The sequence below is a fragment of the Bradyrhizobium sp. ORS 375 genome (assembly GCF_000239775.1).
Classification (GTDB): domain Bacteria; phylum Pseudomonadota; class Alphaproteobacteria; order Rhizobiales; family Xanthobacteraceae; genus Bradyrhizobium.
This window is the reverse complement of sequence record NZ_CAFI01000448.1, coordinates 1-25,853: the sequence shown is the minus strand read 5'-3', so window position 1 is coordinate 25,853 and position 25,853 is coordinate 1. Positions and strand designations below refer to the sequence as shown.

At 65.6% G+C, this 25,853-nt stretch carries 19 protein-coding genes and 1 pseudogene; 8 read left to right on the top strand and 12 right to left on the bottom strand.

The genetic code is table 11. The features are described 5' to 3' along the window. On the bottom strand, positions 1 to 728 hold a 728-nt coding region (locus tag BRAO375_RS29845; protein WP_035643044.1), incomplete at its 3' end, for a hypothetical protein. A gap of 279 nt (positions 729 to 1,007) precedes the next feature. Here BRAO375_RS29845 and BRAO375_RS29840 point away from each other — a divergent pair. Together BRAO375_RS29840 and BRAO375_RS29835 are read left to right on the top strand one after the other, a co-directional pair. Beyond that, positions 1,008 to 1,928, top strand: a complete 921-nt coding sequence (locus BRAO375_RS29840) for an ABC transporter ATP-binding protein (RefSeq protein WP_009031155.1) — start codon at positions 1,008 to 1,010, stop codon at positions 1,926 to 1,928. Continuing rightward, positions 1,925 to 2,686 (top strand): ABC transporter permease, encoded by a 762-nt coding sequence (locus tag BRAO375_RS29835; protein WP_009031154.1) that lies wholly within the window; start codon positions 1,925 to 1,927, stop codon positions 2,684 to 2,686. Before BRAO375_RS29840 ends, BRAO375_RS29835 begins: the two co-directional genes overlap by 4 nt. A gap of 27 nt (positions 2,687 to 2,713) precedes the next feature. Here BRAO375_RS29835 and BRAO375_RS29830 read toward each other — a convergent pair whose 3' ends face one another. Continuing rightward, a complete protein-coding gene (locus BRAO375_RS29830; RefSeq protein ID WP_009031153.1) occupies positions 2,714 to 3,064 on the bottom strand; it encodes a hypothetical protein in 351 nt (116 codons plus the stop codon). 318 nt (positions 3,065 to 3,382) lie between these two features. Here BRAO375_RS29830 and BRAO375_RS29825 point away from each other — a divergent pair, with 318 nt between their 5' ends. After that, on the top strand, positions 3,383 to 4,177 hold the full coding sequence (locus tag BRAO375_RS29825; RefSeq protein WP_009031152.1) for a L,D-transpeptidase: 795 nt from the start codon (positions 3,383 to 3,385) through the stop codon (positions 4,175 to 4,177). Between the two features lie 45 nt (positions 4,178 to 4,222). Here BRAO375_RS29825 and BRAO375_RS29820 read toward each other — a convergent pair whose 3' ends face one another. The 4 genes from BRAO375_RS29820 to BRAO375_RS29805 all read right to left on the bottom strand — a co-directional run bounded on the left by BRAO375_RS29820 (position 4,223) and on the right by BRAO375_RS29805 (position 10,495). Then, positions 4,223 to 5,248 carry an ABC transporter permease gene (locus BRAO375_RS29820; protein WP_009031151.1) on the bottom strand — a complete coding sequence of 342 codons (1,026 nt, stop codon included), beginning with the start codon at positions 5,246 to 5,248 and terminating at the stop codon, positions 4,223 to 4,225. A 10-nt stretch (positions 5,249 to 5,258) separates the two neighbouring features. Beyond that, positions 5,259 to 6,761, bottom strand: a complete 1,503-nt coding sequence (locus BRAO375_RS29815; RefSeq protein WP_009031150.1) for a sugar ABC transporter ATP-binding protein — start codon at positions 6,759 to 6,761, stop codon at positions 5,259 to 5,261. Positions 6,762 to 6,774: 13 nt separating this feature from the next. Beyond that, the gene (locus BRAO375_RS29810; protein ID WP_009031149.1) at positions 6,775 to 7,728 is read right to left on the bottom strand and encodes a sugar-binding protein; all 954 of its coding nucleotides are present in this window, start codon (positions 7,726 to 7,728) and stop codon (positions 6,775 to 6,777) included. Positions 7,729 to 8,215: 487 nt separating this feature from the next. Further along, the gene (locus tag BRAO375_RS29805) at positions 8,216 to 10,495 is read right to left on the bottom strand and encodes a spermidine synthase (protein ID WP_009031148.1); all 2,280 of its coding nucleotides are present in this window, start codon (positions 10,493 to 10,495) and stop codon (positions 8,216 to 8,218) included. Between the two features lie 215 nt (positions 10,496 to 10,710). On the opposite strand from BRAO375_RS29805, the gene BRAO375_RS29800 reads away from it, so the two are divergent. Beyond that, entirely contained in the window at positions 10,711 to 12,312 is a 1,602-nt protein-coding gene (locus BRAO375_RS29800; RefSeq protein ID WP_009031147.1) for a phytoene desaturase family protein, read from the top strand. A gap of 193 nt (positions 12,313 to 12,505) precedes the next feature. Here the strand turns inward: BRAO375_RS29800 and BRAO375_RS29795 are convergent, their stop codons facing one another. After that, entirely contained in the window at positions 12,506 to 12,670 is a 165-nt protein-coding gene (locus BRAO375_RS29795; protein WP_009031146.1) for a Flp family type IVb pilin, read from the bottom strand. 271 nt (positions 12,671 to 12,941) lie between these two features. Here BRAO375_RS29795 and BRAO375_RS29790 point away from each other — a divergent pair, with 271 nt between their 5' ends. The 3 genes from BRAO375_RS29790 to BRAO375_RS29780 all read left to right on the top strand — a co-directional run bounded on the left by BRAO375_RS29790 (position 12,942) and on the right by BRAO375_RS29780 (position 17,841). Beyond that, entirely contained in the window at positions 12,942 to 13,838 is an 897-nt protein-coding gene (locus BRAO375_RS29790) for a 50S ribosomal protein L11 methyltransferase (protein ID WP_009031144.1), read from the top strand. A gap of 476 nt (positions 13,839 to 14,314) precedes the next feature. Beyond that, positions 14,315 to 16,138 carry an aminopeptidase P family protein gene (locus tag BRAO375_RS29785; protein ID WP_009031142.1) on the top strand — a complete coding sequence of 608 codons (1,824 nt, stop codon included), beginning with the start codon at positions 14,315 to 14,317 and terminating at the stop codon, positions 16,136 to 16,138. A 425-nt stretch (positions 16,139 to 16,563) separates the two neighbouring features. After that, positions 16,564 to 17,841, top strand: coding sequence for a multidrug effflux MFS transporter (locus tag BRAO375_RS29780; protein WP_009031141.1), 1,278 nt, complete (start codon positions 16,564 to 16,566; stop codon positions 17,839 to 17,841). Between the two features lie 370 nt (positions 17,842 to 18,211). On the opposite strand, the gene ligA is transcribed toward BRAO375_RS29780, so the two are convergent. Further along, entirely contained in the window at positions 18,212 to 20,365 is a 2,154-nt protein-coding gene (gene ligA / locus BRAO375_RS29775; RefSeq protein ID WP_009031140.1) for an NAD-dependent DNA ligase LigA, read from the bottom strand. A gap of 89 nt (positions 20,366 to 20,454) precedes the next feature. On the opposite strand from ligA, the gene BRAO375_RS29770 reads away from it, so the two are divergent. Further along, positions 20,455 to 20,742 (top strand): GIY-YIG nuclease family protein, encoded by a 288-nt coding sequence (locus BRAO375_RS29770; RefSeq protein ID WP_009031139.1) that lies wholly within the window; start codon positions 20,455 to 20,457, stop codon positions 20,740 to 20,742. Between the two features lie 143 nt (positions 20,743 to 20,885). Here BRAO375_RS29770 and recN read toward each other — a convergent pair whose 3' ends face one another. The 4 genes and pseudogenes from recN to BRAO375_RS29750 all read right to left on the bottom strand — a co-directional run. Further along, a complete protein-coding gene (gene recN / locus BRAO375_RS29765) occupies positions 20,886 to 22,559 on the bottom strand; it encodes a DNA repair protein RecN (RefSeq protein WP_009031138.1) in 1,674 nt (557 codons plus the stop codon). Between the two features lie 123 nt (positions 22,560 to 22,682). Then, positions 22,683 to 23,576, bottom strand: a complete 894-nt coding sequence (locus BRAO375_RS29760; protein ID WP_009031137.1) for an outer membrane protein assembly factor BamD — start codon at positions 23,574 to 23,576, stop codon at positions 22,683 to 22,685. Between the two features lie 380 nt (positions 23,577 to 23,956). Continuing rightward, the gene (lpxC, locus tag BRAO375_RS29755) at positions 23,957 to 24,916 is read right to left on the bottom strand and encodes a UDP-3-O-acyl-N-acetylglucosamine deacetylase (protein WP_009031136.1); all 960 of its coding nucleotides are present in this window, start codon (positions 24,914 to 24,916) and stop codon (positions 23,957 to 23,959) included. Between the two features lie 335 nt (positions 24,917 to 25,251). Continuing rightward, positions 25,252 to 25,853 (bottom strand): annotated as a pseudogene (locus tag BRAO375_RS29750) (cell division protein FtsZ); the annotation flags it as partial.

The window sequence follows — 25,853 nt, the reverse complement described above, 5'->3', positions numbered from 1 at the left end:
GTGGCGCTGGCGGCGCGCTGCGGGGCGGCCATCCGCGTGGGCGGCGCCGCGGCCGGCTGCCGGCCCTTGCCGCCAAACACGACGCCATCGATCGCCCCGATCACCTTCTGCTGCATGATCTGGTTCTTCTCGATCGTGATGTGACCGACGCCGGGCACCGCAGAACCAACGTCCACATTCTCGAGCTTGCCGCGGAAGCCGTCGTCACGGCGCACCGGCTCGCCGTTACCGTTGGCGATGTAGAAGTTGATGTAGCGCTCGGCGTTGCCGCCGACGAGCTTGGTCTTGAACACCGAGTCGAGGCCGATCGCGAGCTTCACCGGCACACCGAGCTGGCCAAGCTTGTTGATCATGTCCGGCAGCGCGGTCGCGCCGGAGGAGTGGCCGACCAGGATGATGGTCTTGATGCGGCCGGCCTTGTAGGCCGTCGCGGCTTCATCGGCGAGCGAGGACCAGGAGACGAAATTGGCGACGGTGTTCGGGATGCCCTGCGAATCCAGCTTGGCCGCGATGTCGTCGAGCCCGAGCGAGAAGATGTTGAGCACACCGCGCAGCAGATAAACGTGCGTGGTGCTGGCCGCACTGGCAGCCGCCGGGCTTGGGGCGGCGCGGACCGAACCGGTTCCGAGCGGCAGGACCAGTGCGAGCGCCAGGGCGACCATGCCGAGCCAGCGCGCCGGCAGGCGGCGCGTCACGATGGTGCTGGTGGTGCTGAAACGTGGCGTCATCGGTCCTTCTCCACGGCGGAAATGTCGAGACGGCGCGAACCGTACAAGAGATGCTCGCGGACGCAACATGGTGCGACATCATCGACGGCGTTCATCCCTCCGACGTGGCCGCACGGCAACACTCGTTGGGATTGGCCACGGAAAAGCCCTCATGGCGACACGATCGACGCGTCGTCCCGCGATTGCGGGACCGCGTCGTCGTTCCTATCTGTGCGCTTCGCCCGCACATGCGCGTCTCTTCCGCGCAGGCTCCCGAATCACATCGAATCCCCGCACCTGATGGCTCCCGTCATTTCCGTTTCCGGCCTGTCGAAGACCTATCCATCGGGCTTCACCTCGCTCAACAACATCAATCTGACGATCGAGCGCGGCGAGATCTTCGCCCTGCTCGGCCCGAACGGCGCCGGCAAGACGACGCTGATCAGCATCATCTGCGGCATCGCGAACGCATCGACGGGCAAGGTCGCGGTCGGCGGCCATGACATCAACAATGATTACCGCGCCGCGCGGTCGCTGATCGGGCTCGTGCCGCAGGAGCTGCACACCGATTCGTTCGAGAGCGTATGGGCCACCGTGAGCTTCAGCCGCGGCCTGTTCGGCAAGCCGAAGAACCCGGCGCTGATCGAGAAGATCCTGAAGGACCTCTCGCTGTGGGACAAGAAGGACGCCAAGATCATCACGCTGTCGGGCGGCATGAAGCGCCGCGTGATGATCGCGAAAGCGCTGTCGCATGAGCCGCAGGTGCTGTTCCTGGACGAGCCGACCGCGGGCGTCGACGTCGAGCTGCGCAAGGGCATGTGGGATGTGGTGCGCGAGCTGAAAGCCGCGGGCGTCACCATCATCCTGACCACGCACTACATCGAGGAAGCCGAGGAGATGGCCGACCGGGTCGGCGTCATCAACAAGGGCGAGATCGTGCTGGTCGAGGACAAGGCCAGACTGATGCAGAAGCTCGGCCGCAAGCGGCTCTCCCTGCATCTGCAGCACAAGATCGAGGCGATCCCCGAGGCGCTGGCGCCGTATCACCTCACGCTGTCGGACGACGGCTGGCGGCTCGCCTACGACTACGACACCAGGGGCGAGCGCACCGGCATCACCAGCCTGCTCGGCGATCTCCGCACCGCGGGCATCCGCTTCGTCGATCTCGAGACCAAGCAATCCTCCCTCGAAGACATCTTCGTCAGCCTGGTGAGCCAATGAACCTGCGAGCCGTCGGCGCAATCTACAAATTCGAGATGGCGCGCACCTGGCGCACGATCCTGCAGAGCATCGTGTCGCCGGTCGTCTCGACCTCGCTATATTTCGTGGTGTTCGGCGCGGCCATCGGCTCGCGCATCAGCGAAGTCCAGGGCGTCAGCTACGGCACGTTCATCGTGCCGGGCCTGGTCATGCTGTCGGTGCTGACGCAAAGCATCGCCAATGCCTCGTTCGGCATCTACTTTCCCAAATTCATCGGCACGATCTACGAGATCCTGTCGGCGCCGATCTCTCACGTCGAGATCGTGCTCGGCTATGTCGGCGCCGCCGCGACCAAGTCGATCATTCTCGGACTGATCATCCTCGCCACCGCCGGGCTGTTCGTGCCGCTGCACATTCAGCACCCGGTGTGGATGCTGTCCTTCCTGGTGCTGACGGCGGTGACCTTCAGCCTGTTCGGCTTCATCATCGGCATCTGGGCCGACGGCTTCGAGAAGCTGCAGATGATCCCGATGCTGGTGGTGACGCCGCTGACCTTCCTGGGCGGCAGCTTCTACTCGGTCAACATGCTGCCGCCGACCTGGCACTCGATCGCGCTGCTCAACCCGGTCGTCTACCTGATCTCCGGCTTCCGCTGGAGCTTCTATGAGATCGCGGATGTGAGGGTCGAGATCTCAGTCGCGATGACGCTCGCGTTCCTCGTCATCTGCATGACGGTGATCTGGTGGATCTTCAAGACCGGCTACCGGCTCAAGCGCTGAGCCGGCACCGCTTCGGGCGGGATCGGCTTACCGGTAGCAGTGAAAGTGCCCGTAGCCGTCGCGATAACCGCGGCAACGATAGTGCCGATGGTAATAGGCGCGGTGCGGAATGCCGAGCGCGCCTTCGACGGCGCCGACCGCACCACCGACACCGGCGCCGACCGCACCTCCGACCACGCCACCCACCGGTCCCCCGATGCGGTTGCCTTCGTACGCGCCTTCATGGGCGCCGCGGATGATGCCTTGCGCCCGGGCGAATTGCGGGAGCGCCAGCCATGCCAGGGCCAGGATGAACAGCGCGAGCGCCGCGAGCAGATAGGTCAGTCGCTGCGGAGCCCGGTCATCGAGCACCGCTGTCTTGGCCTTCATCGTCAACATCTTGAATCCTGGGAACCGCATGGAGGAATTTCTGAAACGCGGATGCGGCCAAAAAGTTGCGCGGTCCCGCCAAATAGGACGGATTAGAGAGGTCCTAAACATCGTCGACCTCCGCGTCCGGTCGCGAAAATGTCACTCCAGTTGAACGGCTCGGAGTCTTTGCCTGATCCGTGCCCGACATTAAGGTTGAGACCGCCGTCGGCTGGAACAAACCCTGGACTTCCGACATAGTGCAGGCCGCGCCGATGATCATACGGCAATTTCTAGACACCGTTTCAAGGTCTCGCCGTAGTCGAGGGCCTGGAGGCCAGAGGTTAGATGCGTACCAGTCTTTTTGCAGTTGCCGGCTTCGCCCTGCTGATCGCCACGCCGGCCATGGCGAAGATCGACATCACCGTCGACAAGAACAACCAGGTCATGACCGTCGCCGTCGATGGCGTCGAGCGCTACCGCTGGCCGGTCTCCACCGGCATACCCTCGCGCGAGACGCCGAACGGCACCTTCAAGGCCTTCCGCATGGAGGCCGATCACTACTCGAAGGAGTTCGACGATGCGCCGATGCCGCACTCGATCTTCTTCACCAAGGTCGGGCATGCGATCCACGGCACGGACTCCGAAGGCCGGCTCGGCACACCGGCGTCACACGGCTGCGTCCGGCTGTCGAAGGCGAATGCCACGACGCTCTATGATCTCGTGCAGAAAGACGGCGTGCTCAACACCACGGTGACGCTGACCGGATCAGCCGAAGTGGCGCTGGCGCGCAATCCGCGCCGCGGCACCGCCGTGGCCCGCCGCGACACCCAGCCGCAGCAATATGACGACAATGGCGAGCCCGTCGTGCTGACGCCGCAACCCCAGCTGCTGCCGGGGCGGCAGGTCGTGCCGCAGCAGCGCCCGGATGACGGCTACATCTATCCGGCCGACGACAGCGACAATGGCGTGCGCTATCCGGCGCCGCGTGGCACCAGCCGCCAAGTTTACGGCGCACAGGCCTATCCGCAGCAGCAGCCGCAGTACTATTACGACAACGGCAATCCGAGCTACGCGCAGCCGCGCTACTACCAGCCGCGGCAGTATTATCAGCCGCGCGGCTACTACACCTATCAGGATTGATCGACATCCGCGGACGCCGGGTTCGCCCGGCTCCGCAACGCTCCCCTATTCGGCGCTGACGCGCTCCAGCGTGGCTGGCTTGCTCTCGGCGCCGACCTGTCCCCGCACCGACGGCGCCCGCTGGCGCCGCTGCACCAGATACTGGTCGGCGAGCACGCCGATCAGGATCACCGTGCCCATCACGGCAAAGTTCAGCGAACTCGGAATGCCCAAGAGGTTGACCAGGTTCTGCAGCACCTGCAGCAGGATCGTGCCGAGCACGACGCCGATGATCGAGCCCTCGCCGCCGCGCAGCGAGCAGCCGCCGAGCACGGCGGCGGCGATCGCGTAGAGCTCATAGAACGAGCCGTGCACCGCCGGCGAGATCGAGCGGGTGTACATGGCGATCAGCACCGCCGACAGCGCGGTCAGGCCGCCGCAGATCACATAGGCTGAGATCGTCACCCGGTCGGAGTTGATGCCCGAATAGCGCGCCGCCTCCTCGTTCTTGCCGACGGCGTAGAAATAGCGGCCGTAGACCGAACGGTGCAGCACCAGCCAGGCGATTCCGGCCACGATCACCAGCGCGACGACGCTGTGCGGCAGCGGAAAGCCGAGCACATTGGTGCGGCCGGCCGTCAGCCATTCCAGCATCGGAAAGCTCGCGCCGTAGCCGAAACCGGCGGTGGCATCCTCCGTGTAATAGCGCGCGGCGCCGCGATAGATCAGGAGCCCGCACAAGGTCACCACGAACGGCTGAATCTTCATCTTGGTGATCAGCGTGCCGTGAACGGTACCGATCAGGACGCCGCCGGCGATGATCAGCGCAAAAGCCAGGATCCAGTCGACGTCGCGGTTGACGATCAGGTCGATGAACAGCACGCCGAGCAGCGCGATGACGGATCCGACCGCCAGCTCGATGCCGCCGACGATGATGACGAAGGCCTCCGCGATCGAGAAGATGCCGAACATGCCGACCTGATTGGCGGTGTTCGAGAGGTTGCCGACCAGCAGGAAGCGCGGATTGATGAAGGCCACGACCGCACCGACCACCAGGATCAGGACCAGGAGACTGAGATCTTTCTTGTGCACGGGCCCCTCTCTAGATCGTATGGCCGACGGCGAGCTGGAGCACATTGTGCTCGCTGAACTCGCCGCGCGCCAGGAAGCCGGAGATCCGGCCCTCATGCATCACAGCGATCCGGTCGCTCACGCCGATCACCTCTTCCATGTCGCTCGAGATCATCAAGATCGCCACCCCGGCATCGGCAAGCCGCCGCAGCATGTCGTAGATCTCCTGCTTGGCGCCGACATCGATGCCGCGCGTCGGCTCGTCGAAGATCAGGACCTTCGGCCGCATCGAGAGCCATTTGGCGAGCACGACCTTCTGCTGGTTGCCGCCCGACAAGGTGCCGACCGTCGTCCTGACGTCTGTCGCGCGGATGTTCAGCCGCTCGCGCTGGCGGTTGGCATTATCGGTCTCGCTCGCAGTGTCGACGAGCCCGAGGCGCGAATGCGCGGCGAGATCCGGCAGCGAGATGTTCTCGGCGATCGACAGGTCAAGCAGCAGGCCGCAGCCCTTGCGGTCCTCCGGCACGAGATAGATGCCGCGATCGATCGCGGTGCGCGGCGTCGCGATGCGGATCGGTGCGCCCTCGAGCTGGAGGCCGCCGGCGAGCAAGGGATCGACGCCGAAGATGGCGCGCGCGAGCTCGGTGCGCCCCGATCCCACCAGGCCCGCGAGCCCGAGAATCTCGCCGCGCCGGAGCTGCAGGCTGACGCTCCGTTTGGGATAGGTCGATGTCACGGCGTCGACCACGTCGAGGACGGCCTCGCCCGGCGGCGCCGCCGGCGGCACGTAGATCGAGCGCAGGTCGCGACCGATCATCAGCCGGATCATCGCGGCGGGATTGAGCTCGTCGCGCGAGAGCGCACCGACCATGCGGCCATCACGCAGCACGATCGCGCGATCGGCGCATTGCATCACCTCGTTGAGGCGATGGGTGATGAAGATGACGCTGACGCCATCCGCCTTCAGGCCGGCAATGACCTGCATGAGCCGCGCGGTCTCGGACAGCGTGAGGCTCGACGTCGGCTCGTCCATGATGACGCAGCGCGCATCGAGCGACAGCGCCTTGATGATCTCGACCAGCTGGCGCTGCGCCAATGACAGCTCGGCCAGCGGCGTGTCCGGCTCGAAATCGGCCCCGAGACGTGCGATCAGCGGCAGGACCTTGGCTCTGAGCGTCTTGCGATCGATCAGCCGCAGCGGCCCGCCATAGACCGGCTCGCGGCCGATATAGACGTTGCCGGCGACGTCGAGATTGTCGAACAGGTTGAGCTCCTGATGGACGAAGGCGATGCCGGCGGCGATCGCATCCGTCACGGTGTAGCTGGTGCGGTCGATGCCATCGATCCGGATCGTGCCGCGGCTCGGCGGCACGACGCCGCCGAGCACGCGCATCAGGGTCGATTTGCCGGCGCCGTTTTCGCCGAGCAGCGCGATCACCTCTCCGGGCGCGACCGACAGGCTGACGTGGTCGAGCGCGACCACGCCAGGATAGGTCTTGCCGATGTCGATCAGCTCGAGGAAGGGCTCGGGCACGGCGGCCGTCGCGTCACTTCTTCAGCATCGTCTTCATCTGCGCCATGAAGTCGTCGACGTTCGACTTCTCGATCACCTTGCCGGGCACGATGATGATGCCGTTGGCCGGCACGCCGGACTTGTCGCCCTGCACGACCTTCGCCATCAGCTTCATGCCCTGATACCCCCACTCGAACGGCTGCTGCACCACGGTGCCCTCGATGGCGCCGTCCTTCACGCCGCCGAGCGTAATCGGATCCTCGTCGAAGCCGATGATCTTGATCTTGCCGAGCTTGCCGGCCTCCTTCAGCACCTCATAGATGCGCGGGGTGTTGTAGGAATAGAAGCCGACCAGGCAGCTCACGTCCGGCATGGCCGCAAGGATGTCCTCGACGTTGCGCTTGGCGCGGGTCTGATCGATCTCGTCGCCGCGGACGTCGACCAGCTCGACCTTCGAGCCCTTGATCGTCTCCTTGACGCCCTCGATGCGCTCGCGCGCGTTGTCGGCGCCGAGCAGGCCGACGAAGCCGACGCACTTGCCGCCGTTCGGCAGCGCCTTCAGCATCAGCTTGCCGGCATCCTTGCCGAGCTCGATGTTGGAGGAGCCGATATAGGCGATGCGCTTCGATTGCGGCGCGTCGCTGTCCGTGGTGAACAGCACCGTCTGTCCGGCGATCTTGTTGAGGTGCTCGGTCTGGTTCTTCGGATCGACCGCGCTCACCATGATTCCGGCCGCGCCGGCCGCGACGAGATCATCCAGCATCCGCTGCTGCACGGCGGCGGCGGCCTGCTCCGGATATTTCAGCTGAAGGTTGTAGTCGGGCAGCTCGCCCTGCGCCTTCTTCACGCCGGCCTCGGCGATCTTCCAGAAGTCGGACGCGCCGTTGACCACGAAGGCGAGAACCTTCTTGTCCGCCGCTCCTGCCGAGCCCACGCCGAGCGCCATCGCCAACAGAGCAGACGCGCCGACCATCCAAAGACGCTTCATCGAACCCCTCCCATGTAAGCCGGCCTGCTTGATGCGGCTGGCGTTGGTAGTCAGCACTAGACTCATCGTCCGAGAGGAAAGCCTCCGCTCGGTCGGGCAGAGAGTCTCAGCTCGGTCTCGGCTGTCCCGGCCTGGCCGTCCCGCTTGGCAAGGCGGCGTCAGCCCAAGGGATCGTGGAGAGTTGAAACTGAGATTGCCCATGTGTGCCTGCTGCTATCCCCTTCTCAGCGTCTGATCGGGAACAGCACCTGAGGCGCGCACCTCAGGTAGCATGGTCGGGGCGACCACGCAACAAAGCCGGCACCAACAACCAATATTCAAGCGTTTTGCGGCGCAATACGATCAGATGCTCCGCACTGTCGTGGCGAGTTTTTATCGCAACGCAACCAAAGCCAAAACGCACCGCGAGGTACGCACCTCTTCTTGAGTCGAGAGACATCGGCGACTTCAGCGGCGGAGAGCCCGGGCGGAACAGCCATGCCCTACGCTACTCTCCGTCGCGCAGCCGCCGGTATACCGCGCCCAGAATGTTCGAATAATCGTCGGTCCAGACGCGCTCGCCGTCGGTGGGCTCGGTCTCGGTCCATTTGTCCGACGAGGCGAGCTTGCCGACATCGGCCTCCTCGCGGGCGCTGATGACGACGTCGGTCGAGAAGATGTACTCGTCATCGCGGCCGGAGTCCTCGTTATAGACCCAGCTCTTCATGTCGTTGGCGTCGGCGATGCCGACGACAACGCTCTCGAGCTCGAGATGGCGGTTGGAGACGTGCATGACGACCGCGCCCTGCGGCGCCAGCTTGGCCTTGTAGATGGCCATCGCCTCCTCGGTGGCGAGATGGATCGGGATGGCGTCCGAGGAATAGGCGTCGACGATGATGAGGTCGTAGACACCGTCCGGCTCCTTGGCGAAGGTCAGCCGGGCATCGCCGATGACCGGCTTGAAGTCGGGCGCGCAGTTCTTGATGTAGCTGAAGTATTTTGGATCGCTCGCGGTATCGACCATCGTCTGGTCGATCTCGAAATAGTGCCAATCCTCTCCGGGCGCGGCGGCGCAGGTCAGCGTACCCGCACCGACGCCGATCACGGCGACCTTGAGCGGCGCTCCCTTGCGCTCGCGGATCGCGGTGATGGCGCGGCCGATGCCGCCATCCTTGTGATAGTAGGTAATCGGCTCAGGACGGCCGGTGACCTTGGAGCCGTCGGCGTTGAGATATTTCTGCGCGCCGTGGATTGTCGTGCCGTGCATCAGCACGTGATAGTGGCCGTCGGAGGTCACCACGATCTTGTGCACGCCGAAGAAGCTGCGCACGGTCTCCACCCGGCCGTCATCAGCCGGATAGGCGCGGATCAGCACCAGCGCCAGCGCTGCGGTGGCGAACAGCTTCCAGCGGCCGCCGTTGAGCAGCAGTGCGAGCAGCGCCGCGAGCACGCCCACGGCGCCCGCGACCCAGACGCGATGATCCTCGAGATACGTCGTGACCTTGCCGGTCATGCCGGCCGGCACCAGCAGCGCGATCGCGACCACCGCCAACAGGACCCAGTACCAGCGCGTGATCTTGGGCAGGCGCTCAGCCGCAGCCGGCCGGCACAGCGCCGCCATGGCGAGCAGTATCGGATATTCGGCCACCCAGGAAAAGGTGAACGGCGCAATCAGCCCGGCGAACAGGCCGCCGACCATGCCGCCGAACGACAATGCGACATAGAAGCCGGTGAGATATTTGGCGGCGGGGCGCGTGCGCGCGAGCTCGCCATGACAGGCCATCGCGATGATGAAGAAGCACAGCTGATGGCCGCCGAGGGTGAGCGCGAGATTCTGCTCGCCGCCGAAGGCGAGCAGCACGACCACGCCGGCAATCGCGAGCGGCTGCAGCGCCAGCATCCATTTGTGCGGCAGCAGAGGCCGCGACTGGAACACCAGCACCCAGGTGAGCAGATAGAGCGACAGCGGCAGCACCCACAGCAGCGGCGCTGCGGCGACGTCGGTGGAGATGTGCGCGGTGACCGCGATCAGCAGACCCGAGGGCACGGCGGCGAGGAAGATCCAGCGCAGACGCAGCAGCCAGCGCGGCGCCGGCGCATCGCTGACGTCGTTCTGCAGCAGGCTCGCCACCGTCACGGGCGAGCGCAGCAGCAGCGCGCCGCAGCCGGCGATCAGCGCGATGAGCAGGCCATAGCCGCCGGTCCAGATCAGGTTCTGCATGCGCAGGCTGAAGATCGGCTCGATCAGCAGTGGATAGGACAACAGGGCCAGGAAGCTGCCGATGTTCGACGATGCATAGAGGAAGTACGGGTCCGGCCCCGCGGGATGGCCGGTGCGCACGAACCAGGCCTGCAGCAGCGGATTGTTGGCGGCCAGCGCGAAGAACGGCAGGCCGATCGAGGCCGCGAACAGGCCGAGCAGCCAGAGCGCATAGCCGGACGTCGGCGGATCGCCCCAGTGGCCGGCGATCGACAGCGGCAGGCTGAGCAGGGCGAAGCCGAGCAGCAGGAGGTGAATGGCGATCGGGATCACGCGGCTGCGCAGCTGGGTCAGGAAATGCGCGTAGGCGTAGCCACCGAGCAGCAGGGCCTGGAAGAACACCATCGCCACCGACCACACTGCCGGCGAGCCGCCGAGCCGCGGCAGCACCCTCTTGGTGAACAGCGGCTGCACCGAGAACAACAGCAGCGCGCTGACGAAGATCGCCGCAGTGTAGACCACGAGCACCAGCCGGTTGCGGGCGGCGGAGGGCTGGGCAACGGCGGCGGATGAGGCGATTGAGGTCATGGCAACTCCAGCAGCGGCGCGGCATGTTCACGAGAACAGGCCGGGCCGCGACGTGCGGACGACACATAGCGGATCGAGGGGCGGTATGGCGAGCAGCTGCGGCAAAACCGAGTTCCCCTTGACGCGGCGACGATCCGGGGCGACAGCACGATCTCGTCGAGGTTCCCGGCGGCTGGGCACCCGCCGGTCATTAATCAGGGCTTTTTGAAGCGGACATGAACGAAACCGACGTGATCATCATCGGCGCGGGCCATAATGGCCTGACCTGTGCGGCCTATCTGGCGATGGCGGGCCTGCGCGTCCATGTGGTCGAGCGCCGCAAGGTCGTCGGCGGCGCCGCTGTCACCGAGGAGTTTCACCCGGGCTTTCGCAACTCCGTCGCCTCCTATACGGTGAGCCTGCTCAACCCGCGTGTCATCGCCGACCTCAAGCTGCATCAGCATGGGCTCGAGATCGTCGAGCGCCGCGCGCAGAATTTTCTGCCGGCGCCCGATGGCCGTTATCTGCTGACCGGCGAAGGCCGCACGCAGGCGTCCATCGCGCGGCTCAGCCCTGGTGATGCCGAGGCCATCGGCCCGTTCTCGGCGCGGCTCGAGGCGATCGCGGACGTGCTCCGCAGCCTGGTGTTGCGCGCCCCGCCCAATCTGGTTGCGCAGTTCGGCCTAGGCGCGATCCGCGAGGCGTTCAACGCGCTCGGCACCGCCAACACGCTGCGGGCGCTGTCGCTGGAGCAGCAACGCGACCTGCTCGATCTGTTCACGCGCTCCGCCGGCGAGATGCTCGATGAGATCTTCGAGACCGACCTGGTGAAGGCGCTGTTCGGCTTCGACGCCATTGTCGGCAACTACGCCAGTCCCTACGCAGCCGGCTCAGCCTATGTGATGCTGCATCACGCCTTCGGCGAGGTAAACGGCAAGAAGGGCGTCTGGGGCCATGCTATCGGCGGCATGGGTGCGATCACCCAGGCCATGGCGCGGGCGCTGAAGGAGCTGGGCACCCTGGTCGAGGTCGACTGCGGCGTGCGCGAGGTGATCGTGGAGCGCGACCGCGCCGTTGGCGTCGTGCTGGAGGATGGCCGCCCGCTGCGCGCCCGCTACGTCGCGGCGAACGTCAATCCCAAGCTGCTCTACACCCGGCTGGTGCCGGAGGGCGCCCTCCCCGCCCCCTTCCTGAGCCGGATCCGCAACTGGCGCAACGGCTCGGGCACGTTCCGCATGAACGTGGCGCTCAGCCGGCTGCCCTCGTTCAGCGTGCTGCCCGGCGAGGGCGATCATCTCTCCGCCGGCATCATCCTGGCGCCGAGCCTGGGTTACATGGACCAGGCCTATCTCGACGCGCGCGTCCACGGCTGGAGCCGCGATCCCGTCGTCGAGCTTCTGATCCCCTCGACGCTCGATCCGACGCTGGCCCCTGCCGGCCAGCACGTCGCCAGCCTGTTCTGCCAGCATGTCGCGCCAGAGCTGCCGGACGGCCGGTCCTGGGATGATCATCGCGACGAGGTCGCCGACCTCATGATCGCGACCGTTGATCGCTACGCGCCCGGCTTTGCCGCCAGCGTCCTCGGCCGGCAGGTGCTGTCACCGCTGGACCTGGAGCGGCAGTTCGGGCTGCTCGGCGGCGACATCTTCCACGGCGCACTCAGCCTGAACCAGCTGTTCTCGGCCCGGCCGATGCTGGGCCACGCCGATTATCGCTCACCGCTGAAGGGACTGTATCACTGCGGCTCGGGCAGCCATCCCGGCGGCGGCGTCACCGGCGCGCCCGGCCACAATGCGGCGCAGACGATTCTGGCCGACCACCGCGCCATCTTCAACTGAGCGGAAGCGGTGAAAAGACGGCTTACAAGCCTGTCGGCAGGTTGTGGATTGTCGGCAGCCCGGCTGTGGATGGCGCGCCTCCACGGCTGTGCAGAACCGGTGGAGACCCCGGGGGATCGCCTGTCGATAACGTGGGCCTGCAAGCGGAAAAACCGGGCATTTGCCCGGTTCTCCGAGAACGCCGCTGCGCAGATTACTTGAGGGACGAATTGATGGAGTCGAACTTGCTGCTGAGCGAGGTGCCCAGCCCGTTCACGGCCGCGATGATCGCCAGCGAAATGCCGGCTGCGATCAGCCCGTATTCGATGGCGGTGGCACCGGATTCGTCGCGCAAGAACTTCAAGACAAAGGTCTTCATTTCAAACCTCGTTTCCCAACCCAGGAACCGAAGGTTGCACGGTTCCCATGTCCGGAACCCTAGGAGGCAAGAACCTAAGGTTAGGGTAACAAGGCCCGTTCAAGTCGTCGGAATTTTCGCAGCAATTCCGGGGCAACTTTTACGTGCTTACAATCGGCGGGCAAAAACAACCCGAAGCTGCAGCAAAGTATGCCCTTTTCGGGCCAAAGATGCTTGCGCTGGCGATCAGATTGCTTAACCACGCCATCAAATGCATCCCGGACCCCGCCAAATGACCTCAGCCTCAACGCCTGCGACCTTCAAAGCGAGCTTCACGGTCGCGGACGAAGCCACGGCCCGTCCAGCAGTCGACGTCCTGACCGAGGTGTTCTTCGACGGCGATGCGGCAGTGGCCGCCTTCGAGCGGCCGGATGGACGCTGGGACGTAACGGTGCATTTTGCCGATCAGCCGGATGAGCCGCTCGTGCGCGAGCTGGTCGGCGGCGCGGCAGGGGCTGATGCGGCCGAGTCCCTTTCGTTCGAGGCGGTCGAGGCCAAGGACTGGGTCAAGGCGAGCCTGGACGATCTGGTTCCCGTGCCGGCCGGCCGCTTCATGGTCCACGGCGCTCACGACCGGGCCCGCGTGCCGGCCAACAAGCTCGGCATCGAGATCGAGGCGGCGCTGGCCTTCGGCACCGGCCATCACGGCACCACGCGCGGCTGCCTGCTGCTGCTCGACGACGTTCTGAAGCGCCGGGCCCCCCGTCATGTTCTCGACCTCGGCACCGGCACCGGCGTGCTCGCCATCGCGGCCGCCAAGGCGACGCGCCGGTCCGTGCTGGCCAGCGACATCGATGCGCCCTCGGTGACGGTCGCGCGGGACAATGCCAGGCTCAACGGCGCAGGTCCCCTGGTCCAGGTGATCCGCGCCACCGGTTTTGCGGCGGGCGAATTTACCGAGGCCGGCCCATTCGACCTGGTGTTGGCGAATATCCTCGCCAATCCGCTGCGGCAGCTGGCGGCGCCGATGCAGCGCCACCTCGCCCTCGGCGCCTTCGTGATCCTCTCCGGCCTGTTGACCCCGCAGGCACGTGGCGTCGTCGCCGCGTATCGCGCGCGCGGCCTGGTTCCCGTCCGGCATTTGAGAATCGAGGGCTGGAGCAGCCTGCTGCTGCAGAAGAGATATTGAGGTCCGATCAGCTCAGGCTGGGGATCTGGGCTGGGAGCAGGACGACGAATTACGACGTTCAGGTCTTGGATTGGCCCTTCGAAGCGCCGGTGTCTTGCTTGTTGCGAGGAGCACGTCGAAGCCGCGGCTCGACGAGACGATTGACGAGATCGGCCAGCGCGCTGCGCGGCTTCTCGACGGGTGCGGGTGCCGGAGCATGTGGCGTCGGCGCCGACAATTTCTCAAAGGTAAAAGCAGGCATCGTGCGTCCCCTCGCCATTGAGTTGAGGCACTCCCCGGATTGGGTGACCGTGGATGATCTTTACGATCGTGGTCACCACATCCATCACGTTTCCCCGCCGCATCTCTTCCGGATGACCGGCATGCGACAGCAAATCTTTTTGCACAGGCGAATGCAAGGAGATTCTTCGTGCACTGCACGCCTAACTGGATGAGTATCTATCGCAGTCGAGATCCACGCCTAAAGTATGAGACCGATGTTCGAAGCCCTGTTCCAGACGTTCGAAGAACCCGAAACCGGTGTCGCGCTGACGGCACGGCTCGCCGCTCTCCGCGAGGAGCTGGCGCGGCACAGGCTGACCGGCTTCATCGTGCCGCGCGCGGACCAGCAGCAGAACGAATATGTGCCGCCGTCGGACGAGCGGCTGGCATGGTTGACCGGTTTCACGGGCTCTGCCGGCCTCGCAATCGTGCTGCCGCAGCAGGCTGCGATCTTCGTCGACGGCCGCTACACCTTGCAGGCCGGCAAACAGGTCGACGGCAAGGCGTGGGCTGTGGAGTCGCTGATCGAGCCGCCGCCGGAGAGCTGGCTCACCGCTCGCCTGCAGAGCGGCGACCGCATCGGCTTCGATCCGTGGCTGCATACGACCGGCGCCGCCGAGCGCTTTGCTGCGGCCTGTGCGAAGGCCGGTGCCGAGCTGGTGGCGGTCGAGAACAATCCGATCGACAGCATCTGGACCGAGCGCCCGCTGCCGCCGCTCGGCGCCGTCTCCATCCACGGCGCGGAATTGTCCGGCGAGGTCGAGGCCGAAAAGCTCGGGCGCATCCGCCAGGAGATCGAGCGGCTCGGCGTCGACGCGCTGGTGCTGTCCGACTCGCACAATGTCGCCTGGACGTTCAATATTCGCGGCGCCGACGTGTCGCACACGCCGCTGCCGCTGTCCTACGCGTTGGTGCCGAAGAGTGGGCGACCGACGATCTTCATCGACAGCCGCAAGCTGTCGAACCTGACCCGCGACCATCTCGAGCACAGTGCCGACGTGGCGGAGCCCGATGCGCTGACGACGCGCCTGACGGAGCTGGCCCAATCCGGCGCAGCAATCGCGCTGGACAGCGCCACAGCCGCGGACGCCCTGACGCGGCTGATCCAGAGCGCCGGCGGCAAGCCGGTGCGCGGCGCCGATCCGGTCAGCCTGCTCAAGGCCGCCAAGAATGCGGTGGAGATCGAGGGCACCCGCCGCGCGCATCGGCGGGACGCGGTCGCGCTGGCGCGCTTTCTCGCCTACATCGATCGCGAGGCGCCGAAGGGCACGCTGACGGAAATCGACGCCGTCGAGGCGCTGGAGAGCTTCCGCCGCGAAACCGGCGCGCTCAAGGACGTCTCGTTCCCGACCATCTCGGGCACCGGCCCGAACGGCGCCATCGTGCACTACCGCGTCACCCGCAAGAGCAACCGCCGCATCATGCCCGGCGATCTGCTGCTGATCGATTCCGGCGCGCAATATGAGGACGGCACCACCGACGTCACCCGCACCATCGCGGTGGGCGCCCCGACCCAGGAGATGCGCGACCGCTTCACGCGCGTGCTGCGCGGCCATCTGGCGATCGCGCGCGCGCTGTTTCCGGATGGCACCACCGGCGCCCAGCTCGATACGCTGGCGCGGCAATTCCTGTGGCAGGCGGGGATCGACTTCGAGCACGGCACAGGTCACGGCGTCGGCAGCTATCTGTCAGTACACGAGGGACCGGCGCGGATCTCCAAGCTCGGCACGACGCCTTTGAAGCGCGGCATGATCCTGTCCAACGAGCCCGGCTACTACAAGACCGACGCCTTCGGCATCCGCATCGAGAATCTCGAGCTGGTCGTGCCGAAGGAGGTGCCCGGCGCGGAGAAGCCGATAAACGGCTTCGAGGCACTGACGCTGGCGCCGATCGATCGCCGGCTGATCGACGTCGCGATGCTGAGCACCGAGGAGCGGGCTTGGCTCGACGCCTATCATGCCAGGGTTCGGGAGGCTGTGCGCGCAGCGCTCGACGAGCCCGACCAGCTCTGGCTGGATCAGGCGACCGCGCCCTTGTGACGTCGAAGCTCTGCAAAGTAGCAACTACGAGATCGTCACCCATCGCTTGAACGTGGACCGGTGAGCGGCCTCCGACAACGAGCGCGGTGCCCATGACTGCGCCCTCTCCCCTTGCGGGAGAGGGCGCAATCACGCACGGCGCCGAGCGACGTTCATTCGACGCATCGAGCAAGTGAAGCACGGACGTGCAGCCTGTGCCGCGAGATCGCGGCCGGCGCGGCGCCCAGGGCTTAACAGATGAAGCGGTACTTGACAGATGAATCTGTCCGAGTACGGCGTGCACGCTCCGCTTTGCCTCCTCCGGACTCGTCTGCCGTCACGGATTGCAACTGTCCCGCTGCCGGTATGGGCGCATGCAGAAACAGGCGTTTCCGCGACGCGGAAGGTGGCTAGAGTCGGGGCGTCCACCTGATTTGAGCGGCCCCATGCATGGAATGATCAGCAGACCGCCGGGAGCCGTCACGCAGCGCACGGCCCCCTCGCGCACTGTGCTGGTCCTGCTCGTCGTGATGACCGGGCTGGCGCCGATCTCGTTGTATCTGCTGGTACCGGCGCTGCCGCTGCTCGCGACCACCTTCGAGCGCGATGCCTCGGTCGTGCAGATGACCGTGTCGTTCTACATGATCGGCATCGCGATCTCGCAGCTCCTGCTGGGCCCGCTGTCCGACCGCTTTGGCCGCCGTCCGGTGATGCTCGCCGGACTCGCGCTGTCGGTCGTCGCGAGCTTCGGCTGCATCTTCGCCGAAACCCTTCCCCAGCTGATCGCGGCGCGCTTCTTCCAGGCGCTCGGCGGCGCCAGTGGCATGGTGATCAGCCGGGCCATCATTCGCGACCTCTATCCGCGCGAACGCATCGGCGCGATGATCAGCCTCGTCGTTGCCGTCATGATGATCGCGCAGATGCTGTCGCCGCTGACCGGCGGACTGATCGAGATCGCGTTCGGCTGGCATGCCATCTTCTACGTCGTCGCAGCCGTGTCGATTGCGGTTGGCGTCGCGGTGACCCTGGCGCTGCCGGAAACCCGCCCTGCCCGCGTCGAAGGCGCGAGCTTCCGACGCGACGTCGTCATGCTCGTTAGGAGCCGTGCCTTTCTCGGCTACATGCTGTGCCAGGTGCTGGCCTCGCAGATCATCTTCGCCTTCGCCGGCGGCGGACCGTACATCGTCGAGGTGCAGATGGGGCGCTCCTCGGCGGAATATGGCGCGTGGTTCGCGACCACGGGCTTCGCTTATTTCGTCGGCAATCTGTTCTGCGTCAGGTATGCGCCGCGGCATTCGCTCGACCGGCTGATCTGGTTCGGACTGACGCTGCAGCTGACGAGCGCCGCGTTGAATCTCACGTGGAGCCTGTTCGGCTTGAACCAGATGCCATCGGTGCTGTTCGGCACGCAGATGCTCTTGATGTTCGCCAATGCCTTCGTGATGGCGAACTCCGCGGCCGGCGCCATCAGCGTCCGGCCGGGCGCCGCCGGCACCGCTTCAGGGGCGATGGGTTTTCTGCAGATGGGACTGGGCGCGATGACCTCGCAGCTCGGCGCGTTCCTCGGCGGCCACTACGCGACGACGCTGCCGCTGACCTCGGCCATGCTGACGCTGTCGCTGGCGTGCGTCTGCTGCATGATCTTCCTCGTCCCACGCACGCCGGTGACGGTGACAAAAGAGCTGATCCAGGCGGCGGAGGAGGATGAAGCCGGGGTGATGTAAGGAGTCGGACCGAGAGGTCGCAGGACGGCGCGTCGCCTTCGGCGTCATACCCGCGAAGGCGGGTATCCAGTACGCCGCGGCGGCGCGGTTGATAACAACGGCCTCTGGAATACTGCATCATCCGCTTTCGCGGATGACGATAGGTTTGAGTGTCACTGTCGTCCCGGCCTCGAGCCGGGACGCATATCCCCAGGGAGATGTTTGAGGCAGGCTGGTGGATAGCGCTCTCCCGTCCACAACCGGCGGAGGCTATGGGTCCCGGCTCAAGGCCGGGACGACACCGAAGATGACGCGCGTGCTGTGGCAAACCATGCAGTCCACTTCATACCTCGCGCGGTCCGGAACAGGGGGCAAGATCGACGCCGAGCAGCTACTCCCCGATCAGCTGCAGCCACTCGTCCTCGGTCAGCACCTGGACGCCGTGCTTCTGGGCGTCTTTCAGCTTGGAGCCGGCACCGGGACCGGCAACGACGTAGTCCGTCTTCTTCGACACCGAGCCCGACACCTTCGCACCGAGACGCTCGGCGGTGGCCTTTGCCTCGTCGCGCGTCATCTTTTCCAGCGTGCCGGTGAACACGACGGTCTTAGTGGCGATCGGCGAGTTGCGCTTGGGCTTCTCGGCATCGAGGATCTTCACCTCGCTGGTCAGCCGTTCGACGATGCCGCGGTTATGGTCCTCGCCGAAATAGGCGGCGACACTCTTGATCACGGTGTGGCCGATCTGGTCGAGCGCATCCATCTCGGCGATCGCCTCCTCGTCGCCATTGGCGACCTTCAGGCAGGCGTCATGGAAAGCGTCCCACGAGCCATAGCCGCGCGCCAGCGCCAGCGCGGTGGTCTCGCCGACATGGCGCATGCCGAGCGCATAGATGAAGCGCTCCAGCGCGACCTCGCGCCGCGCATCGATCGCATTGAACAGGTTGCGCACCGACGTTTCGCCATAGCCTTCGACCTCCTCCAGCTTGAGCTTGGCGTTGCGCTTCTGCAGCGTGAAGATGTCGGCCGGCTCCTTCACCCAGCCTTCGTCGAAGAAGAACTGGATCTGCTTCTCGCCCAGCCCGTCGATGTCGAAGGCCCGGCGCGAGGCGAACAGCTTGAGGTGCTCGATCTTCTGATACGGACAGGCAAACTCGCCGGTGCAGCGCGCGCGCGAGCCTTCCTCTCCGGTCGCGGTCTCCTCGCGGACGACGTCGGTGTGCAGCGGGCACGGGCATTTCTTGGGGAAGTGGAATTCCTTCGCGTCGGCAGGCCGCTTGTCGATGAGGACGTCGACCACCTGCGGGATGACGTCGCCGGCGCGCTGGATCACGACAGTGTCGCCGACGCGGATGTCGCGGCCCTCGCGCAGGACCTCGCCCTTGTTGCCGATGCCCTTGATGTAGTCCTCGTTGTGCAAGGTGACGTTCTGCACGATGACGCCACCGACGCCAACCGGTTCGAGCTTGCCGACCGGCGTGAATGAGCCGGTGCGGCCGACCTGGATCTCGATGTCCTGCAGCACCGTCATGGCGCGCTCGGCCGGGAATTTATGCGCGATGCCCCAGCGCGGCGTACGCGACACGAAGCCCAGCCGCTCCTGCCAGTCGATGCGGTCGACCTTGTAGACGACGCCGTCGATGTCATAGTCGAGCTCGGCGCGCTGCTCCTCGATCGAGCGATGGAACGCGATCAGCTCCTCGACGGAGTGACAGAGCTTGGTCAGCGGGTTGGTGGTGAAGCCGCAATGCTCGAACCATTTGATCATGCCGCTCTGGGTGTCGGCCGGTCGCTGCCCGCTCATCTCCCCCCAGGCATAGGCGAAGAAGCCGAGGGGGCGCGAGGCGGTGATGGTCGGATCCTTCTGGCGCAGCGAGCCGGCGGCGGAGTTGCGCGGATTGGCGAAGATGGTGTCGCCGGCCTCCTTCTGCCGCTCGTTGAGCGCGAGGAACGCCTGCTTGGTCATGTAGACCTCGCCGCGCACCTCGCAAATGTCGGGCAGGTTGCGGCCGTGCAGCTTCTGCGGCACGTCCTTCAATGTGCGAATGTTGGCGGTGACGTCCTCGCCCTCGGCGCCGTCGCCGCGCGTGGCTGCGGTGACCAGCTCGCCCCCTTCATAGCGCAGGGACATCGAGAGACCGTCGATCTTCGGCTCGGCGGAGAAGTCGATCCGGTCATCATCGGAGAGCTTGAGGAACCGCGCGATCCGGCCAACGAAGTCGCGCACGTCCTCCTCGGCAAAGGCGTTGTCGAGCGACAGCATCGGGACGGCATGCCGGACCTTCTTGAAGCGCCCCGATGGAGCGGCGCCGACCTTCTGCGACGGCGACTCGCTGCTGACGAGCTCCGGGAAGCGCGCCTCGATCGCGTTGAAGCGGCGACGCAGCTCGTCGTACTGCGCATCAGAGATCTTCGGCGCGTCCTCCTGGTAGTAGAGCCTGTCGTGGGTCTCAAGCTCCAGCGCCAGCCGCTTCCATTCCACCTTGGCCTGCGCCTTGGTGAGATCGGCGACGTCGACGGACTGCTTCGGTTTTGCTGTCTTGGGCATGTTTCGTATCATTTACTCGCCGCTACGGGCCGCCAGGCTCTGCGCACGCCGAGGAACACTCCTACGGCTGCAGCCTCAGAAGGTCGACGATGAGCTACTACGTCTACATCCTCGCAAGCCGAAAGGACGGTGCGACCTACGTCGGTGTGACCAACGATCTCGTTCGACGAGTCTATGAACATCGTTTGAAGGCGGTACCTGGATTCACATCCAAGTACAATATCACGCGACTGGTCTGGTTTGAGGCCTACGACGATCCGGTCTCCGCCATTGCCCGGGAGAAGGAGCTTAAGAAATGGAAGCGGGCGTGGAAGGTGCAGTTGATCGAGCAAGACAATCCAGGATGGAGCGACTTGTACGAGTCGATTTGTACCTGATCGTCATTCCGGGGCAAGGCCGCAGGCCTTGAACCCGGAATCTCGAGATTCCGGGTTCGGTCCTTCGGACCGCCCCGGAATGACGGAGCCAAACAACAGCGGACTTCTATCCTGGACCGATAGCCTTCCGCAGAACGCTCCAGCTACGCCGCCGCGGCCTCCAGCAGGCGGTCGGCGGCGGCGCGGGCTTCGGCGGTGACCTCGGCGCCGGCCAGCATGCGGGCGATCTCCTCGCGGCGGTGCAGGGTGGCAAGCGTATTGACGCGAGTCACGACGCGCTTGCCGCGGTCGAGCGCATCCTTGGAGATCAGGAGATGCTGATCCGCCCGGGCTGCGACCTGCGGGGCATGGGTGACGGCCATGACCTGGACGCCGTGAGCGAGCCGCGCCAGCCGAGCGCCAATGGCATCGGCCACCGCGCCGCCCACGCCGGTGTCGATCTCGTCGAACACCAGGGTCGGCGCCGAGCCGCGATCGGACAGAACGACTTTCAGGGCCAGCAGGAACCGCGACAGCTCGCCGCCGGAGGCGACCTTCATCATCGGGCCCGGCCGGGTGCCCGGGTTGGTCTGGACCCAGAACTCGACCCGGTCGATGCCTTCCGGCCCTGGGGCGTCCGCATCGCTGTCGACCTGGGTCATGAATTTGGCCCGTTCGAGCTTCAGCGGGCCGAGCTCGGCGTGAACAGCGCGATTGAGCTTTTCCGCGGCCTTGGCGCGCGCCGCCGACAGCTTGGCCGCGGCTGCGGCATAGCGCCCGTCAGCGGCAGCGGCTGCCGCCTCCAGCTTCTTCAGCTGCTCGGCGCCGGCATCGATCAGCACGACATCGGCGGCGTATTTGGCGGCCAGCGCCGCCAGACCATCGACCGGCGTGGAGTATTTGCGCGCGGCGGCCCGCAGCGCGAACAGCCGCTCCTCGATTCGCTCCAGCTCCAGCGGATCGAAATCGGTGGCCGCCAACGCCGCCGTCAGATGCTGATCGGCCTCCTCCAACGCGTTGATTGCGGCATCCATCGCCTTCACCGCCGGATCGACCAGCGCCGGCGAGCTGACGGCGCGCCGCTCCAGCCGGCGCACCGCCGCCGCCAATGCTGCAATCGGCGACTGGTTGCCACTGACGGCATCCTGGGCATCACGCAGGTCACCGGCGATCTTCTCGCCCTGCATCATCGCCGTGCGCCGGGCGGCAAGCTGCGTCTCCTCGCCCTCCTTCGGTGCCAGCTTCTTCAGCTCGTCAGAGGCATGCCGCAGATAATCGGCCTCACGCGCGGCGCGCTCCATGCCGGCGCGATGCTGGTCGAGCGCCGTCACCGCGGTCCGGCGGGCGGCCCACAACGCTTCGACGCCGGCGACATCCTTCTCCAGCCCGGCGAAGGCATCGAGCAGCCGGCGGTGGGTGGCGGCATCGACCAGCGCGCGCTCGTCGTGCTGGCCATGGATCTCGACCAAAGTGGCGCCGATCGCCTTCAAGGTCTGCACGCTCACCGACTGGTCGTTGATGAAGGCCCGGGTGCGGCCGTCGCCATACTGCACGCGGCGCAGGATCATCTCGCCGTCGGCGTCGAGCCCGTTGGCGGCGAGGATGCGGGCGGCCGGATGGTCCTTGCCGATCTCGAACACGGCCGTGACCTGGCCCTGGTCGGCGCCATGCCGCACCAGGCTGGCATCGCCGCGTCCGCCAAGGGCGAGAGCGAAGGCATCAAGCAGGATGGACTTGCCGGCACCGGTCTCGCCGGTCAGCACCGCAAGTCCCTCGGAGAATTCGAGATCGAGTCGTTCGATCAGGACGATGTCACGGATCGACAGTCGCGCCAGCATGGAACCGAAGTCCTTCGTAACGGGGCAGAAGGCCCCTGAGCGAACGACTCGATGCTAGCAGCAAAAAGAGAACAAAACAAGAATTGAGAACAAAGAAGGATCAGATCGCCCAGTCCATCAGCGTCAGCCGAGACCCAGCTTCTTGAACGCCCGCGAGATGTAGGAGCCCTTGTTCTCCTCGGGCTCGACGCCGCCGGACTTCACGAGATTATAGGCGTCCTTGTACCACTTGCTGTCCGGGAAATTGTGCCCGAGCACCGCCGCCGCCGTCTGCGCCTCGCCGACGATGCCGATGGTCATGTAGGCCTCGGTCAGGCGGAACAGCGCCTCCTCGACATGCCGGGTAGTCTGGTACTGGGTCACCACCGTCTTGAAGCGGTTGATTGCGGCGGTGTAGTCGCGCTTCTGCATGTAGTAGCGGCCGACGTCCATCTCTTTACCGGCGAGCTGGTCGCGGGCGCCTTCCATCTTGGCTTTGGCGTTGGTGGCGTATTCAGAGGTCGGATATTTGCGCACCACCTCTTCAAGGGCGGCGATGGCCTTCTCGGTGCGGCCCTGGTCACGGCTGATGTCGGGAATCTGGTCGTAATGCGAGGCGGCGATCAGGTACTGCGCATAAGCCGCGTCCGGGCTGCCCGGATGCAGGGTCACATAGCGGGTCGCGGCGCCGATGCAGCCGTCGTAATCACCGGCCTGATAGGAGGCGTAGGCCGACATCAGCAGCGATTTGCGCGCCCAGTCGGAATAGGGATGCTGGCGATCGACCTCCTCGAACTTCTTGGTCGCGCCTTTGACGTCCTTCTTCTCGTTCATCAGGTACAAGCCCTCATTGTAGAGCTTGTCCGCGGGTTCATCGACGAACGTATCGTCCTTGGCCATGAACTTGTCCCAGAGTCCGCCCGTGCCGCAGCCCGCCAGGGGCAGCGCCAGCAGGACCAGCGACGCAGCGAGCCGCAATGGGCGGCCGGCCGAGATGGACTGAGGACGGAGTTCGCGCGTGAGACGCTGGTTCGACATGCTTCTTTGGAACCCGATGCCTGTGATCTGATCTACGCCGCGCACCATGACCATCGTCTCATGATCGCGAAGGAAGAGTCCTCGTGGCACGCATCACGCCGCCACGGCCTCTCTAACCGAAAACACTTCGTCAACCAACCGCATAGGCAGCCAATCCGTCCGGATTAAGGCGGGACCGAGGCTGCCGCCTCGCATCATGGTTACCGCTGCAAAAGGCGTTGGAAAAGCGGCGTAAACGGCCATCGCCCGACGAAGCTACAGGCTGCCGGCAACAATCGCTAACGATTTTCCTTTGAGAAAATCATTGCGGACACGCCGCACCGAGACGCGAAACGCTGCTCACCTGTCCAAGGATTCGAAGCTGCCTGAGCCCGATAAGCTCAGGACACGTCCGGGCCGAACGCCGGGGCGATCATGCCACCGACCATGCCGCCGACGACTTCGGCCGCCACGCGGGGACGGCGCACCGTCTCGCCTTCGACCACCCGCCAAGCGGTCCGGTCGGCCATCAGCGCGGTCAGCACGGCATGGTTCAGCTTGTGGCCGCCGCGGACGGAACGGTAGGTGCCGAGCATCGGCAGGCCGGCCAGAGCCAGATCGCCGATCGCGTCGAGCACCTTGTGCCGGACGCATTCATCGGCGTAGCGGAGGCCTTCGGGATTCAGCAGGCGGTCCTCGTCGAACACCAGCGTGTTGTCGAACGAGGAGCCCAGCGCGAAGCCGGCGTTCCACAGCCGCGACACGTCGCTCATGCAGCCGAAGGTGCGGGCGCGGGCGATCTCGCGGCGGAAGCGCTCAGGGCTCAGCTCGAAATGGTAGGCTTGGCGGCCGATCACCGGATTGGCGAAATCGATCTCGGCTTCGACCCGGAAACCGGAGTTGTTGGGGCGCAGCTCGCCCATCGAGGCGCCCATCGTCACCTGCACCGGCTTCAACACCTGGATGTAGCGGCGCGCGGCGGACTGGTTGACGATGCCAGCCTGGTCGATAGCGGCGACGAACGGCGCGGCGCTGCCATCCATGATCGGAACTTCGGGACCGTCGACCTCGATCAGAGCATTGTCGACGCCCATGCCGCGCAGCGCGGCCAGAATATGCTCGGCGGTGGAGACCAGTGGACCATTACGGTCTCCGAGTACCGTTGCCAGCTCGGTCGCAATCACCGAGCCGAAGGCCGCCAGAACCTCGCGGTCGGCGCCATCGAGACCGGTGCGGAGGAACACGATCCCCGCATCAACAGGCGCAGGCCCGATCGTCAGACTGACAGGCGCGCCAGAGTGGACGCCAACACCGGTGACGGTGGCTTGCGAACGAAGCGTTGTTTGCCGGCTGAATTTCATCGACGATCGCCCAAGACCCCGCCTGAACCCTTCATCGGCCGCCCCTCGCGAACCGACTCATTTTCAGGCATCCCCAAGTCACGACAGAACTTAACGAGCCCCCCCAAGTGCGCCAACTCACGCTTCTTTACGGATTGTTACCCCATCTCTGCCGTATTCGCGCCAACCCTTAACCAAACTGGAACGTGGCTTTAACCCTCCGCGTTCCCCATCCAAGCACCGAAACAATAATTAATCATTTAAAATCAGTTAGTTGAAGCAGGAGCCGCAGCCAGTAAAAAGGCCCGGCTCTCGCGAGCCGGGCCTGTTCAGCACCGTCGAGGCTGTAACAATTCTCAGGTTGCCTGCCGGCGAAGGAAGGCCGGGATATCCAAATGGTCGTCGCCCTGTGGCGCGGGGGACACAGGCGCGGGGCGGCCATGGACGTCCAGACCCTGCGGAGCCGGACGGCGGGCATATTCAGAGACAGGCGATTCGTGACTTGCGACCTGCTGGGCAACGTTCCGCTGCGGCTTCCGTTCCGGCAGCGGCGGCATCTGCGGCATCGCCGGAGCGGCGTTGCGACCAGACATCGGCGGCTCGCTCTCCTCGTCGCGACGGCCGAGGCCGACATTGGCGAGACGCTGCAGCAGCGACATCCGGGTCTTCTGCGGATGCTCCTCGCCCTCGTCCCCCCTCGCCTGCCGGATCTCGGCCTGGGCCGGCATCGGCAGGTCCTCGAACTTCGGCATGCGCGGCGCGCGAGTGGGAACCCGCTCGGCGGCCTGCGGGATGAAGGTCTCCGGCGGCGCCGCCGGCTCGACCGGCGCGGCGCGCTGCGCCTCCGGCTCGGGGAACAGCGACGGCTTCTGTGCGATCGGACGCACCGTGACGTCGCCATAGGAGGCGGCAGTCGGCACCGCAGCAGGCGCCGGCGCGGGCTCGCTCGCCATGGCGG